Annotated in this window: 16 protein-coding genes; 8 read left to right on the top strand and 8 right to left on the bottom strand. The window is 55.9% G+C overall.

Annotation, left to right across the window (positions count from 1 at the left end; all coding sequences use genetic code 11):
* Window positions 1–8 precede the first annotated feature (8 nt).
* From accA to tilS, 4 genes are all read left to right on the top strand, one after another.
* Window positions 9–968 carry an acetyl-CoA carboxylase carboxyl transferase subunit alpha gene (accA, locus tag AB6V08_RS07705; RefSeq protein WP_006810033.1) on the top strand — a complete coding sequence of 320 codons (960 nt, stop codon included), beginning with the start codon at window positions 9–11 and terminating at the stop codon, window positions 966–968.
* A 100-nt stretch (window positions 969–1,068) separates the two neighbouring features.
* The gene (locus tag AB6V08_RS07700) at window positions 1,069–3,201 is read left to right on the top strand and encodes a lysine decarboxylase LdcC (protein ID WP_368542138.1); all 2,133 of its coding nucleotides are present in this window, start codon (window positions 1,069–1,071) and stop codon (window positions 3,199–3,201) included.
* 65 nt (window positions 3,202–3,266) lie between these two features.
* Window positions 3,267–3,656 carry a VOC family protein gene (locus AB6V08_RS07695; protein WP_368542137.1) on the top strand — a complete coding sequence of 130 codons (390 nt, stop codon included), beginning with the start codon at window positions 3,267–3,269 and terminating at the stop codon, window positions 3,654–3,656.
* Window positions 3,657–3,714: 58 nt separating this feature from the next.
* Window positions 3,715–5,001, top strand: a complete 1,287-nt coding sequence (gene tilS, locus AB6V08_RS07690; protein ID WP_368542136.1) for a tRNA lysidine(34) synthetase TilS — start codon at window positions 3,715–3,717, stop codon at window positions 4,999–5,001.
* Between the two features lie 29 nt (window positions 5,002–5,030).
* Here the strand turns inward: tilS and rof are convergent, their stop codons facing one another.
* Window positions 5,031–5,291 carry a Rho-binding antiterminator gene (gene rof / locus AB6V08_RS07685; protein WP_213845348.1) on the bottom strand — a complete coding sequence of 87 codons (261 nt, stop codon included), beginning with the start codon at window positions 5,289–5,291 and terminating at the stop codon, window positions 5,031–5,033.
* Complete coding sequence (locus tag AB6V08_RS07680; protein WP_006173580.1) at window positions 5,278–5,478, bottom strand: YaeP family protein; 201 nt, start codon at window positions 5,476–5,478, stop codon at window positions 5,278–5,280. Before AB6V08_RS07680 ends, rof begins: the two co-directional genes overlap by 14 nt.
* Before the next feature lie 198 nt (window positions 5,479–5,676).
* On the opposite strand from AB6V08_RS07680, the gene AB6V08_RS07675 reads away from it, so the two are divergent.
* Genes AB6V08_RS07675 through nlpE form a run of 3 tightly spaced genes read left to right on the top strand, consistent with a single transcriptional unit; the run spans window position 5,677 to window position 7,375 of the window.
* Window positions 5,677–6,222 carry a YaeQ family protein gene (locus AB6V08_RS07675; protein ID WP_368542135.1) on the top strand — a complete coding sequence of 182 codons (546 nt, stop codon included), beginning with the start codon at window positions 5,677–5,679 and terminating at the stop codon, window positions 6,220–6,222.
* Window positions 6,219–6,641, top strand: a complete 423-nt coding sequence (gene arfB, locus AB6V08_RS07670) for an alternative ribosome rescue aminoacyl-tRNA hydrolase ArfB (RefSeq protein ID WP_368542134.1) — start codon at window positions 6,219–6,221, stop codon at window positions 6,639–6,641. Before AB6V08_RS07675 ends, arfB begins: the two co-directional genes overlap by 4 nt.
* A 35-nt stretch (window positions 6,642–6,676) precedes the next feature.
* Window positions 6,677–7,375: an envelope stress response activation lipoprotein NlpE gene (nlpE, locus tag AB6V08_RS07665; RefSeq protein WP_368542133.1), complete on the top strand. Its 699-nt coding sequence runs from the start codon at window positions 6,677–6,679 to the stop codon at window positions 7,373–7,375.
* 48 nt (window positions 7,376–7,423) lie between these two features.
* Here the strand turns inward: nlpE and proS are convergent, their stop codons facing one another.
* The 6 genes from proS to metN all read right to left on the bottom strand — a co-directional run bounded on the left by proS (window position 7,424) and on the right by metN (window position 13,003).
* On the bottom strand, window positions 7,424–9,142 hold the full coding sequence (gene proS, locus AB6V08_RS07660) for a proline--tRNA ligase (RefSeq protein ID WP_368542132.1): 1,719 nt from the start codon (window positions 9,140–9,142) through the stop codon (window positions 7,424–7,426).
* A gap of 112 nt (window positions 9,143–9,254) precedes the next feature.
* Window positions 9,255–9,962: a tRNA (N6-threonylcarbamoyladenosine(37)-N6)-methyltransferase TrmO gene (tsaA, locus tag AB6V08_RS07655; RefSeq protein ID WP_368542131.1), complete on the bottom strand. Its 708-nt coding sequence runs from the start codon at window positions 9,960–9,962 to the stop codon at window positions 9,255–9,257.
* Window positions 9,959–10,363: an Rcs stress response system protein RcsF gene (rcsF, locus tag AB6V08_RS07650; protein ID WP_368542130.1), complete on the bottom strand. Its 405-nt coding sequence runs from the start codon at window positions 10,361–10,363 to the stop codon at window positions 9,959–9,961. Before rcsF ends, tsaA begins: the two co-directional genes overlap by 4 nt.
* Window positions 10,364–10,469: 106 nt before the next feature.
* The gene (gene metQ / locus AB6V08_RS07645; protein ID WP_234675588.1) at window positions 10,470–11,285 is read right to left on the bottom strand and encodes a methionine ABC transporter substrate-binding lipoprotein MetQ; all 816 of its coding nucleotides are present in this window, start codon (window positions 11,283–11,285) and stop codon (window positions 10,470–10,472) included.
* 40 nt (window positions 11,286–11,325) lie between these two features.
* Window positions 11,326–11,979, bottom strand: a complete 654-nt coding sequence (locus AB6V08_RS07640) for a methionine ABC transporter permease MetI (RefSeq protein WP_368542129.1) — start codon at window positions 11,977–11,979, stop codon at window positions 11,326–11,328.
* Entirely contained in the window at window positions 11,972–13,003 is a 1,032-nt protein-coding gene (gene metN / locus AB6V08_RS07635; protein ID WP_368542128.1) for a methionine ABC transporter ATP-binding protein MetN, read from the bottom strand. Before metN ends, AB6V08_RS07640 begins: the two co-directional genes overlap by 8 nt.
* Window positions 13,004–13,191: 188 nt before the next feature.
* Between metN and gmhB the strand changes: the two genes are divergently transcribed.
* Complete coding sequence (gene gmhB / locus AB6V08_RS07630; protein ID WP_368542127.1) at window positions 13,192–13,758, top strand: D-glycero-beta-D-manno-heptose 1,7-bisphosphate 7-phosphatase; 567 nt, start codon at window positions 13,192–13,194, stop codon at window positions 13,756–13,758.
* Window positions 13,759–14,055 lie beyond the last annotated feature (297 nt).

Raw genomic sequence — 14,055 nt, 5'->3', positions numbered from 1 at the left:
GGAATACTATGAGTCTGAATTTCCTTGATTTCGAACAGCCGATTGCAGAGCTGGAAGCGAAAATCGATTCTCTGACAGCGGTAAGCCGTCAGGATGAAAAACTGGATATTAACATCGACGAAGAAGTGCATCGTCTGCGCGAAAAAAGCGTAGAACTGACGCGCAAAATCTTTGCCGATCTCGGCGCATGGCAGATTGCCCAGCTGGCGCGTCATCCACAGCGCCCGTACACCCTGGATTATGTCCGCCTGGCGTTTGATGAATTTGACGAACTGGCAGGCGATCGCGCTTACGCTGACGACAAAGCGATTGTCGGCGGTATCGCGCGTCTGGACGGACGCCCGGTGATGATCATTGGTCATCAGAAAGGCCGTGAAACCAAAGAGAAAATTCGCCGCAACTTCGGTATGCCAGCACCAGAAGGCTACCGTAAAGCGCTGCGTCTGATGGAGATGGCTGAGCGTTTCAACATGCCAATCATCACCTTCATCGACACCCCGGGTGCATATCCTGGCGTGGGCGCGGAAGAGCGCGGTCAGTCCGAAGCCATCGCACGCAACCTGCGTGAAATGTCTCGGCTGAGCGTGCCGGTCATCTGTACCGTTATCGGTGAAGGTGGCTCCGGCGGTGCGCTGGCGATCGGCGTGGGCGATAAAGTGAACATGCTGCAGTACAGCACCTACTCCGTTATCTCTCCGGAAGGCTGTGCATCTATTCTGTGGAAGAGCGCCGACAAAGCGCCTCTGGCAGCAGAAGCGATGGGCATCATTGCACCGCGCCTGAAAGAGCTTAAGCTGATCGACACCGTGATCCCAGAGCCGCTGGGCGGTGCGCACCGTAAGCCGGAAGTGATGGCCGCTTCCCTGAAGGCGCAGCTGCTGGCAGACCTGGCCGATCTCGACGTGCTGAGCAAAGAAGACTTGCTCAACCGCCGCTATCAGCGTCTGATGACCTACGGTTACGCATAAGCGTCACAATTATCCGAAAAGCCGCACATTGTTGCGGCTTTTTTTATACCTGCGGTTTACCCTGGCTATGCTTAGCTAATGTTTTTCAAGGAGGTAGACCGTGAACATCATCGCCATCATGGGGCCACACGGCGTCTTTTATAAAGACGAACCCATCAAGGAGCTGGAGCAATCACTGCAGGCTCGCGGATATCAGCTGATATGGCCGCACAACAGTGCAGACCTGCTGAAGTTTATCGAACACAACCCGCGCATCTGCGGCGTGATTTTCGACTGGGACGAGTACGACCTGGAGCTGTGCAGCGACATCAACAAGCTGAATGAATATCTCCCGCTGTACGCCTTTATCAATACCCACTCGACGATGGACGTCAGCGCCCACGACATGCGCATGGCGCTGTGGTTCTTTGAATATTCCCTCGGGGTGGCGGAGGATATTGCCACCCGCATTCAGCAATACACCCGCGAATACCTCGACAACATCACGCCGCCCTTTACCCGCGCCCTGTTTACCTACGTTAAAGAGGGCAAATATACCTTTTGCACGCCGGGCCACATGGCGGGAACCGCCTATCAGAAAAGCCCGGTGGGATGCCTGTTCTACGATTTCTTCGGCGGTAACACCCTGAAGGCGGACGTGTCGATTTCGGTCACCGAGCTGGGATCGTTGCTTGACCACACCGGGCCGCACCTGGAAGCCGAAGAGTACATCGCCCGCACCTTTGGCGCCGAGCAGAGCTACATGGTCACCAACGGCACCTCCACGTCGAATAAAATCGTCGGGATGTACGCCGCCCCCGCGGGCAGCACGCTGCTGATTGACCGTAACTGCCACAAGTCGCTGGCACATCTGCTGATGATGAGCGACGTCGTTCCGCTCTGGCTGTCGCCCACGCGCAACGCGCTGGGGATTTTAGGCGGCATTCCGCGCCGTGAATTTAGCCACGGCGCGATTGAAAGCAAAGTGGCCTCGGTGCCGGGCGCAAGCTGGCCGATCCACGCGGTGATCACCAACTCGACCTACGACGGACTGCTGTACAACACCAACTGGATCAAGCAAACCCTCGACGTGCCGTCTATTCACTTCGATTCCGCCTGGGTGCCTTATACCAACTTCCATCCGATCTACGCGGGCAAAAGCGGCATGAGCGGGGAGCGCGTACCGGGCAAAGTGTTCTTCGAAACCCAGTCGACCCACAAGATGCTGGCGGCGTTTTCCCAGGCTTCCCTTATTCACATCAAGGGCGAGTACGACGAAGACACCTTCAACGAAGCTTTTATGATGCACACCACCACCTCGCCGAGCTACCCGCTGGTGGCCTCGATTGAAACGGCGGCGGCGATGCTGCGCGGAAATCCGGGCAAGCGCCTGATCAATCGCTCCGTCGAAAGGGCGCTGCATTTCCGCAAAGAGGTCCAGCGCCTGAAGGATGAAGCCGACGGCTGGTTCTTTGACATCTGGCAGCCGGAAGAGATTGAAGAGGCCGAATGCTGGCCGGTCGCGCCGGGAGAGCCCTGGCACGGGTTCCGCGATGCGGACGCCGACCATATGTTCCTCGATCCGGTGAAGGTGACGATCCTGACGCCGGGCATGGACGAGCAGGGCGCCATGAGCGATGAGGGGATCCCCGCCGCGCTGGTGGCGAAATTCCTCGACGAGCGCGGCGTGGTGGTAGAGAAAACCGGGCCGTACAACCTGCTGTTCCTGTTCAGCATTGGGATCGATAAAACCCGCGCGATGGGGCTGCTGCGCGGGCTGATGGAGTTCAAGCGCGCGTACGATCTCAACCTGCGGGTTAAAAATATGCTGCCGGATCTCTATGCGGAAGATCCGGACTTCTACCGCAATATGCGCATTCAGGATCTGGCGCAGGGGATCCACCGGCTTATCCGCCAGCACGATCTGCCGCGTCTGATGCTGCAGGCGTTTGACGTTCTGCCGGAGATGAAGCTCACGCCACACAAGGCGTGGCAGCGGCAGGTGAAAGGCGAGGTAGAAACGATCGAGCTGGAAAACCTGGTCGGTCGCGTATCGGCAAACATGATCCTGCCGTATCCGCCCGGCGTACCGCTGCTGATGCCCGGGGAGATGATCACCGAACAGAGCAGGGCGGTACTCGATTTCCTGCTGATGCTCTGCTCCGTTGGCCGCCATTATCCGGGCTTTGAGACCGATATCCACGGCGCGAAACGCGATGAGCAGGGCGTCTATTGGGTACGAGTCCTAAAATAAAAGGGGCTGCTTGCGCGGCGCGGGTTTTCAGTTGTAACGTTCTGGCTTCAAAAAAAGGAGAAGCTATGCTGGGTTTAAAACAGGTTCATCATATAGCGATTGTTGCGAGCCACTACGAGAGAAGTAAGTCGTTTTACTGCGACATTCTGGGCTTTACGCTGCTCAGCGAGGCCTACCGTGCAGAGCGCGATTCCTGGAAAGGCGATCTCGCGCTAAACGGGCAGTATGTGATCGAGCTGTTTTCTTTTCCTTTTCCGCCGGCGCGCCCGTCCCGTCCGGAAGCCTGCGGCCTGCGCCACCTCGCCTTTAGCGTGGACGACATCGACAGCGCGGTGCAGCACCTTGAAGCTCACGGCGTGACGTGCGAAGCGATTCGAATCGATCCATTCACCGACAAGCGGTTCACCTTTTTCAACGATCCGGACGGCCTGCCGCTGGAGCTTTACCAGCAGTAATGCCCGTCATGTGTGATAATGCCCGTCTTGTTCGGGCATTTTTTTACGCTAGATTTCTATGACCCTACCCGCTATCGCTCAAGCCGTTTCACCCTACCGCCAGCTGCTGGTGGGGTTTAGCGGTGGCCTGGATTCCACCGTTCTCCTTCATCGACTGATGCTCTGGCGCGAACAGGCACCTGACGTTCAGCTGCGTGCCATGCATATCCATCATGGGCTGAGCCCTTTTGCCGATGACTGGGTTGCGCACTGCGAAGCGCTCTGCGCCGCGTGGAATATCCCGCTGACGGTGGCGCGGGTGACGCTTGGGGACGACGGGCTGGGGACGGAAGCGCAGGCGCGCAAGGCGCGCTATGCGGCTTTTGCCGACGCCCTCAAGCCCGGCGAGGCGCTGGTGACGGCGCAGCACCTGGACGATCAGTGCGAAACCTTTTTGCTGGCGCTCAAGCGGGGGAGCGGCCCGGCGGGGCTGTCTGCCATGCCTGAGCGCAGCGAGTTCGCCGGGACGCAGCTGATTCGCCCGCTCCTGAGCGAATCGCGCGCCTCGCTGGAAGCCTGGGCGCGTGAACACGATCTGCGCTGGATTGAAGACGAAAGCAATCAGGACGACGGCTACGACCGCAATTTCCTGCGCCTGCGCGTACTTCCTCAGTTGGCTGAGCGCTGGCCGCATTTCGCGCAGGCCACGGCGAGAAGCGCGCAGCTTTGTGCCGAACAGGAAAGCCTGCTTGACGAGCTGCTAGGCGAAGAGCTGGCGGAGATGCTTTCTCCGCAGGGCGCGCTGGCGATCCCGCCGCTTGAAACCTTAAGCGCGGCGCGTCGCGCGTCGCTGCTGCGGCGCTGGCTGGCAACGCACAATGCCGCCATGCCGTCGCGGGCGATGCTAAACCGTATCTGGGACGAAGTGGCGCAGGCCCGGGAAGACGCTGCGCCCTGCGTCCATCTCAACGGCTTTGAGGTCAGGCGCTATAAAGGGCAGCTGTGGTGGATAGCCTCCCGGCCGTCCCTGACTGACGTTGTTCTCCCCTGGACGACACCCGAGGATGACCTCGTCCTGCCGTTTGGGACGGGTGTAGTATCACTGACGAAACCGGGGAATGTTCGCCTGCCGCTGGCGCATGAAGCCGTCACCGTGCGTTTTAAGGCGAGCGGAATGCTGCATATCGTCGGGCGCAACGGCGGGCGCAAGCTGAAAAAAATCTGGCAGGAGAGCAATGTTCCGCCCTGGCTGCGCGACACCACGCCGCTGCTTTTCTACGGGGAAACGCTGATTGCTGCTGCGGGCGTGTTCATTACCGAGGAAGGGTGGGCTGAAGAGGGTGTCTGTCTGGAATGGAAAGCGTAACGGGCAGCCAGGCTGCCCGTTAGTGATAATCAGGATTCGCTCACCACAACGGTGCCGATCTCCGGGTGGCTAAAGCTGGCAATTTTGTCCAGACGAAGCTCGCGCGTCGTTCCGGCATCTTCCACTACCAGATATTCCACATTTTTGCGTGAAACCAGGTCGCTGGCTTTCGCCTTCAACACTTCGCCATCTTTTAGCTCCAGCGTCAGTATCAGATGATGCTGGCAGGCGAGTTCGAGGTTGTCATAGTCATCACAATTGATGGGTTGATAGGTATCATTCATCGACATAATCGCTCACCAGTAAATTCGCCGCAGCATACGCTGCTTTTTCCCTGACCGATTCTGAAAGGCTCTCATCGGAGGCCACTTCATTTAGCACTTTCAATACACAGCCCAGCGCGTCCGGGATGTATCCCAAATCGCCGCTGGCGATTTCCGCATACCTTTTGCGAATTAGCTCACAATAATTATTCACATCCCCTCCTGCCAGCGTACTGACCTTTACTGTGAGATATCATTAAGCCTACGAAGATAAACTCGGTTTAGCAAGGTGACTATACCATACTCATTCAAGCAATATCAGCGCCTTGATGGTGGGTCATTCATCACCTCGTAACAGCCTTTTGATACTAATTTCGCTACAATGTGCGCCTGATTCGAAAGGAGTTCTCTCATGGCGCTGAAAGCGACAATTTATAAAGCTGTGGTCAATGTGGCGGATCTTGACCGCAACCAGTTTCTCGATGCGTCATTGACGCTGGCGCGTCACCCCTCTGAAACCCAGGAGCGCATGATGCTGCGCCTGCTGGCGTGGATCAAATACGCCGACGAGCGGCTGCAGTTTACCCGCGGCTTGAGCGCGGAAGACGAGCCGGAGGCCTGGCTGCGTAACGATCATCTCGGCATTGATCTGTGGATTGAGCTCGGCCTGCCCGACGAGCGCCGGATTAAAAAAGCCTGCACCCAGTCCGCAGCGGTTGCGCTGTTTGCCTATAACCAGCGCGCGGCGGAGATCTGGTGGCAGCAGAACAAAAACAAATGCGCCCAGTTCGCCAATCTGACCGTCTGGTATCTGGATGATGAACAGCTGGCGCAGCTGAGCGAGTTTGCCAGCCGGACGATGGTGCTACAGGCAACGATTCAGGACGGCGCCATCTGGCTCTCTGACGCTCAGAATAATCTGGAAATTCATCTGACGGCCTGGCAGCCCGCCGCATGATTGTCTTGTCCCGGAACGTCAGCATTCCTGACAACGAGCTGGAGATTACGGCGATCCGCGCGCAGGGCGCGGGCGGGCAGCACGTCAATAAGGCCTCAACGGCTATCCATTTGCGCTTTGACATCCGGGCCTCCAGCCTGCCAGAGTATTATAAGGAAAGTCTGTTAGCCGCCAGCCACCACCTGATCACCAGCGAGGGTGTGATTGTGATTAAAGCGCAGGAGTACCGCAGCCAGGAACTAAACCGGGAAGCGGCAATCTCAAGGCTGGTCGCTGTCATAAAAGAGTTAACCGCGGTACAAAAAAGTCGTCGTCCAACGCGACCCACTCGCGCCTCTAAAGAGCGTCGATTGTCGTCGAAGGCGCAGAAATCCACAGTGAAAGCGCTACGCGGTAAAGTTCGTCGCCCTACGGAGTGACGAAAAGGAACACAATTGTTTATAAGGAATTCATGGTGAAAAAAGCACTATTGTCAGTCCTGGCAGTGAGTACGCTCTTTGCACTTTTCGGGTGTAACAACCGTGCGGAAACGCAGGCCCTCCAGCCTTCTCAGGCGGAAGAATTAAAACCGATGCAGCAAAGCTGGCGAGGCGTTCTGCCCTGTGCGGATTGTGAAGGTATCGAAACCTCATTGTTCCTGGAAAAAGACGGAACATGGGTGATGAACCAGCGCTATCAGGGGGCAAAAGAGCCGTCGTCCTTTGCGACCTATGGCACCTGGGCGCGCACCGCGGAGAAGCTGATCCTGACGGATACCACGGGCGACAAGACCTATTTCCGCGCCAAAGGTGAAGGGATGGAGATGCTCGATCGCGAAGGTAACCCGATTGAGTCGCAGTTCAACTACACGCTGGCACCGGTAAAAGCGGCGCTGCCCGCCACGCCAATGGCGATGCGCGGCATGTACTTCTATATGGCGGATGCGGCGGTCTTCACCGACTGCGCGACCGGTAAAAAAGTCAGCGTGGCAAACAACGCTCAGCTGGAGCGTGATTTCGCCGTGGCGCGTGGGAACGACAGCAAGCCGGTATTGCTAACGGTGGACGGTCATTTCACGATGGAGCCTAATCCGGATAGCGGTGAAATGGTGAAAACGCTGGTGGCGGACAAAGACGCGAAATTCCTCGCGGGTAAAGACTGCAGCAGCAAATAGCCGGTATAACCCCATAAAAAAACCCCGCATCCGCGGGGTTTTGTTTTTTTAATTTTTGATGGCTTTCACCAGGTAATCAAGGATATCGCCCGTCTTGATCATCTGCTTCTCGCCGCTGCGACGGTATTTGTACTCAATCTCGTCGCTGTCGAGGTTACGGTCGCCGATAACGATAGTGTGCGGGATGCCAATCAGCTCCATATCCGCAAACATCACGCCTGGACGCTCTTTACGATCGTCCATCAGCACGTCGATACCCTTGGCGCGCAGCTCGGCGTACAGTTTTTCAGCCAGCTCCTGTACGCGGTAAGATTTGTGCATGTTCATCGGCAGGATCGCGACCTGGAACGGGGCGATATTGTCTGGCCAAACGATGCCGCGCTCGTCATGGTTCTGCTCAATCGCCGCCGCAACGACGCGCGTCACGCCGATACCGTAGCAGCCCATGGTGAGGATCTGGTTACGACCATCTTCACCCTGAACGGAGGCATTCATCGCGCGGGAGTATTTCTCGCCCAGCTGGAAGATATGGCCCACTTCGATACCGCGTTTGATCATCAGCGTACCCTTGCCGTCCGGGCTTGGATCGCCGGCAACCACGTTACGGATGTCAGCCACTTCCGGCGTCGCAACGTCGCGATCCCAGTTAATGCCGAAGTAGTGCTTACCGTCGATGTTTGCGCCAGCGGAGAAATCGCTCATGGCCGCAACGGTGCGGTCAATCACCACTGGAACAGGCATGTTGACCGGGCCCAGAGAGCCTGGACCTGCGTTAACCACGGCGCGGATTTCGGCTTCCGTCGCGAAGGTCAGCGGGCTGGCAACCATGGCCAGCTTCTCTGCTTTCACTTCGTTCAGCTCGTGATCGCCGCGCACCAGCAGGGCAACCAGCGGGCTCTTGCTGCCTTCAACCGCTTTCACCAGCAGGGTTTTAACGGTTTTCTCGACTGGCAGATTGAACTGCTCAACCAGCTCGGCAATGGTTTTCGCGTTTGGCGTATCAACCAGCTTCATCTCTTCGGTTGCAGCCGCGCGCGGCGCTGTTGGCGCCAGGGCTTCAGCAAACTCGATGTTCGCGGCGTAATCGGAGGAGTCAGAGAAGATCACGTCGTCTTCGCCGCTCTGCGCCAGCACCTGGAATTCGTGAGATGCGCTACCGCCGATAGAGCCGGTGTCAGCCTGTACCGCGCGGAAATCCAGACCCATGCGGGAGAAGATTTTGCTGTAGGCTTCGTACATCTTGTCGTAAGTCTCTTGCAGCGATTCCTGAGACGTGTGGAAAGAGTAGGCGTCCTTCATCAGGAACTCGCGCGAGCGCATCACGCCAAAACGTGGACGCACTTCGTCACGGAACTTGGTCTGCACCTGGAAGAAGTTCAGCGGCAGCTGTTTGTAAGAGCTCAGCTCGTTACGGATCAGGTCGGTGATGACTTCCTCATGCGTAGGACCGAGCACGAACGGGCGATCGCCACGATCGGCAATACGCAGCAGTTCCGGACCATACTGCTCCCAGCGACCGCTCTCCTGCCACAGCTCAGAGGGCTGAACGACCGGCATTAACACCTCGATAGCACCGGCGTTGTTCATCTCTTCACGCACGATGTTTTCGACTTTTTTCAGGACGCGCACGCCGGTCGGCAGCCAGGAGTATAAACCTGAGGCCAGCTTGCGAATCATCCCGGCGCGCAGCATCAGCTGGTGGCTGATCACTTCGGCGTCGGCAGGTGTCTCCTTCAGAGTGGAGAGCAGATATTGGCTAGTACGCATGTTGTTACGGTTCCATTTCTACGATTGGAACAGGCTGAGACGCCAGCCTGACACAAAAAAAGTGGTTTAGTTTACCAGTGTGGCAAAGATGCCAAAAGAGAGGAGAATAAAATTACCTGGGTTCCAGGGCAAAGACTTCAAAACCCGCTTCAATCACCCGCCAGCGAACGTTGAAATCAAGCAGCCAGACGGCGTAGGTTTTCCCGGCTTCCTCTTCTTTTCGGTAGGCCGGACGCGGGTCCTGAGCCAGCACTTCAACGATAAAATCTTTCAGGCGAGGGTAAAGCTTTTCCAGCTGCACAAGCTGTGCTGCCAGCTCAGCGGTGAAATAAACCGGCATGTCGGCCTGCGGCGCCTGCTGGGCATAGCTTGCCCGCGCGTCCGGCAGGGCTTCCGCAAAGGGAAGATAGGGCTTGATATCGATAACCGGCGTGCCATCCACCAGATCGAGGCTGCCTAACTCCAGAATGACCTGTTCTTTCTGCGTGCGAATACTTTTCAGCTCAACCAGCGACATCCCCACGGGATTCGGGCGGAAGGTGGAACGGGTAGCAAAGACCCCCATTCTCGCGTTGCCACCCAGACGAGGAGGGCGCACGGTAGGACGCCAGCCGCCTTCCATCGTTTGGTGAAACACGAAGATAACCCACAGGTGGCTAAACGCCTCGAGCCCGCGTACCGCATCGGCCTGATTATAGGGTGCGATTAAGTGAAGCTCGCCGCTGCTGCTTTTAACCAGCCCTGGCTGGCGCGGCACGGCGAACTTCTCTTTGTACGGGGAGCGGATAACGCCTATCTGCTCGAACTGAAACGAACTCATTTCGCCGTGATGTTAAGCGCAGAACCGATGCAAACAGCCTGACGATAGCAGCCTGGCGTTCCGCTGGTCACTTCGCAGCTATGCAGCAGCACGGCGTTCGCTTTCATTTTTGATGCATTGATCTGCATGCGCTTGCGGGCGGTTGGGATATTCGGTGGGGAGTCCTGATTGGTCGCCTGACAGGATTCACCGCTGACTTCACCCAGCTCGCGGAAAGGTTTGCCCACTAAATCTTCGGCTTTGGTGATGATTCTTACCGGCGCAGGACGAGGCGCTTTCGGTTTTGCTGGCTCCGCTTTTGGCGGGGTTGCAGTGCTTTGAACAGGTTCAACAGGAGATCTGCTTAGCATAGAACAACCGCTCAGCATCAGTGCTAAAAGACAGATCGGTAAAGCACGCATAATAGTTCCTCAATGGATAATCAAATCGTCAGATATTGAATCAGTTGCCTGCATAAATGACAAGACGGGCTTTCGCCCGTCCTGATGATATTACACTGAGGTCAGATTACCAGCCTTTAACAGCGCCGCCGTTAAACACCTTGTTGGCTTCCTGGTAAACTTCGTCAGACTGGTATGCCTGTACGAATTTCTTCACGTTTTCCGCATCTTTGTTGTCTTCGCGGGTTACGATCAGGTTCACGTACGGAGAGTCTTTGTCTTCAACGAAGATGCCGTCTTTCGCAGGCGTCAGGCCGATCTGGCTGGCGTAGGTGGTGTTGATGACCGCCAGCGCGATCTGCGCGTCGTCCAGTGAACGTGGCAGCTGCGGTGCTTCCAGCTCAACCAGCTTCAGATTTTTTGGGTTCTCGGTCACGTCCAGAACGGTCGGCAGCAGGCCAACGCCGTCTTTCAGCTTAATCAGGCCCACTTTCTGCAGCAGCAGCAGGGAACGGCCAAGGTTCGTTGGGTCGTTCGGGATAGCGACCTGAGAGCCAGGCTGCAGTTCGTCCAGAGATTTAATTTTCTTGGAGTAACCGGCAATTGGGTAAACGAAGGTGTTACCTACCGCGACCAGCTTGTAGCCACGGTCTTTGATCTGCTGATCCAGGTACGGTTTGTGCTGGAAGGCGTTCGCATCGATATCGCCTTTGCTCAGCGCTTCGTTTGGCAGCACGTAATCGTTAAAGGTCACCAGCTCAACGTCCAGGCCGTATTTCTCTTTCGCGACTTTCTGCGCCACTTCAGCAACCTGCTGTTCTGCGCCCACGATAACGCCCACTTTAATGTGGTTCGGATCTTTTTCGTCCTGACCACAACCCACCAGTGCCAGAGAGCCGATCAGCGCGCCTACCGCTGCAAAGGTCTTTAATTTAAACGCCATGTTTTATCCTTAACTCGTCGAGTTTGTGTTGTGTGTAACGTTATTTGTGAGTAACAGCCCGGACGATGCGATCGCCAGAGAATTGGATTAAGTAAACCAGAACAACCAGCAATACCAGAACGGTATTCATCACGGTAGCGTTATAACCAATATAGCCGTATTGATAGCCAATCTGCCCTAAACCGCCGGCGCCCACGGCACCCCCCATCGCGGAGTACCCGACCAGGGTGATAAGCGTAATGGTTGCCGCATTCACCAGGCCCGGCAGCGCTTCCGGCAGCAGGACCTTACGAACGATCTGAAGAGGCGTTGCGCCCATCGCGCGTGACGCTTCAATCAAACCGGTTGGGATTTCCAGCAGGGCGTTTTCCACCATACGGGCGATAAAGGGTGCTGCCCCCACGGTCAGAGGAACGATAGCAGCCTGCAGGCCGATGGACGTCCCGACGATTACGCGGGTAAATGGAATCATCCACACCAGCAGGATAATGAACGGGATGGATCGGAAGATATTCACCACCGCAGAGAGCGTGCGGTAGAGCTTCGCGTTTTCAATAATTTGCCCCGGGCGCGTTACGTACAGCAGCACGCCAACCGGCAGGCCGATCACGAAGCCAAAGAAGCCTGATACGAAGGTCATTGCCAGCGTTTCCCAAACGCCGCGAACCAGCAGCCAAATCATCGGTTCAGACATAACCCAGTACCTCTACTTTTACGTGATGTTCTTGCAGCCAGGCGATAGCCGCCCGTGTTTCTTCCTGTGTGCCGTGCATTTCAGTCAGCATGATGCCGAACTTCACGCCGCCGGCGTAATCCATCTGCGCGCTAATAATGTTGTTGTTCACGTTAAAGCGGCGCGCGGTTTCGGAAAGCAGCGGCGCATCAACGGACTGGCCGGTGAACTCCATGCGCAGCATCGGAACGCTGTCGGCTGTCGCTTCTGCTTTTAAACGCTCCAGATAATCTTCCGGAATATCCAGATGCAGCGTGGACTGAATAAACTGCTGCGCCAGCGGCGTCTTCGGATGAGAGAACACTTCGCTCACGGTGTCTTGCTCAATCAACTCACCGTTGCTGATAACCGCAACGCAGTCACAGATGCGCTTCACTACATCCATTTCGTGAGTAATAAGAAGGATGGTCAGACCCAGGCGACGGTTAATGTCTTTCAGCAGTTCCAGAATAGAACGGGTGGTTGCCGGATCTAACGCGCTGGTGGCTTCGTCACACAGCAGCACTTTTGGGTTGCTTGCCAGCGCACGGGCAATAGCCACGCGCTGCTTTTGACCGCCGGAGAGGTTCGCCGGATAGCTGTCGTGCTTATCGCCCAGGCCCACCAGGTCTAACAGCTCGGTCACGCGGCGCTTCACTTCTTCTTTTGGCGTGTTGTCCAGCTCAAGCGGCAGGGCAACGTTGCCGAATACGGTGCGGGACGCCAGCAGGTTAAAGTGCTGGAAGATCATGCCAATCTGGCGACGCGCTTTGGTTAATTCTTTCTCTGAAAGGGCGGTAAGTTCCTGTCCACCCACTTCCACGCTGCCCTGGGTTGGGCGCTCAAGCAGGTTAACACAACGGATCAGGGTACTTTTACCTGCGCCCGATGCGCCAATGACGCCATAAATTTGACCAGCAGGAACATGCAGGCTGACGTTGTTCAGCGCCTGAATGGTTCGGTTCCCCTGCTGGAACACTTTGGTGATATTGGAAAGTTTAATCATTAGATTATTTTTATCGTATGTAAGTTAGCCGTGGCATTTTCTTCTGCCAGATACGGGTGAAGACCGTAAACAAAACGGATGTTAAGGCATCCAGACGTCTAAATCAATCCGCCTCTGTACGATGAGCACTTTATTGCGCTGCGATTCATGAGATACTAGCTGAACATGCCTTTTTCAGGAGCAAACCGGTGGCAAAATCAGTACCTGCAATTTTTCTCGACCGTGATGGCACTATTAATGTGGATCACGGCTATGTCCACGAGATCGACGAGTTCGAGTTTATCGAAGGCGCAATAGATGCAATGCGTCAGCTGAAAGAGATGGGGTATGCGCTGGTGGTTGTCACCAACCAGTCCGGCATTGCGCGCGGTAAATTCACCGAAGCGCAGTTTGAAACGCTGACGGAATGGATGGACTGGTCATTAGCCGATCGCGGCGTCGATCTCGACGGTATCTATTATTGCCCGCACCACCCACAGGGAACGGTAGAAGAGTATCGCCAGACGTGTGATTGCCGTAAGCCGCATCCGGGTATGTTTATCTCTGCACAAGAATTCCTGCACATTGATATGGCTGCTTCTTATATGGTGGGCGACAAACTGGAAGATATGCAGGCAGCCGCCGCAGCAGGTGTAGGGTCAAAAATACTGGTTCGTACCGGTAAGCCCGTTACGCCGGAAGCAGAAAAAGCGGCTGATTGGGTGATTAATAGCCTGGCAGACCTACCAAAAGAGATTAAAAAGCACCAAAAATAGCCTTTTTGGTGAAAAGGTGAGCGGTTGAAATAAAAATGCATTTTTCCGCTTGTCATTCCTCGGGAGCTCCCTATAATGCGCCTCCATCGACACGGCGGATGTGAATCACTTCACACAAACAGCCGGTTCGGTTGAAGAGAAAAATCCTGAAATTCAGGGTTGACTCTGAAAGAGGAAAGCGTATTATACGCCACCTCGCGACAGAGCGCTGAAGCGCGTCGCAACTGCTCTTTAACAATTTATCAGACAATCTGTGTGGGCACTCAAAGTGACATGGATTCTTAACGTCCTCGGACG

It is taken from the genome of Enterobacter soli, assembly GCF_964208575.1.
Classification (GTDB): Bacteria; Pseudomonadota; Gammaproteobacteria; order Enterobacterales; family Enterobacteriaceae; genus Enterobacter; species Enterobacter soli_A.
This window is presented reverse-complemented; position numbering and strand designations above follow the sequence as displayed.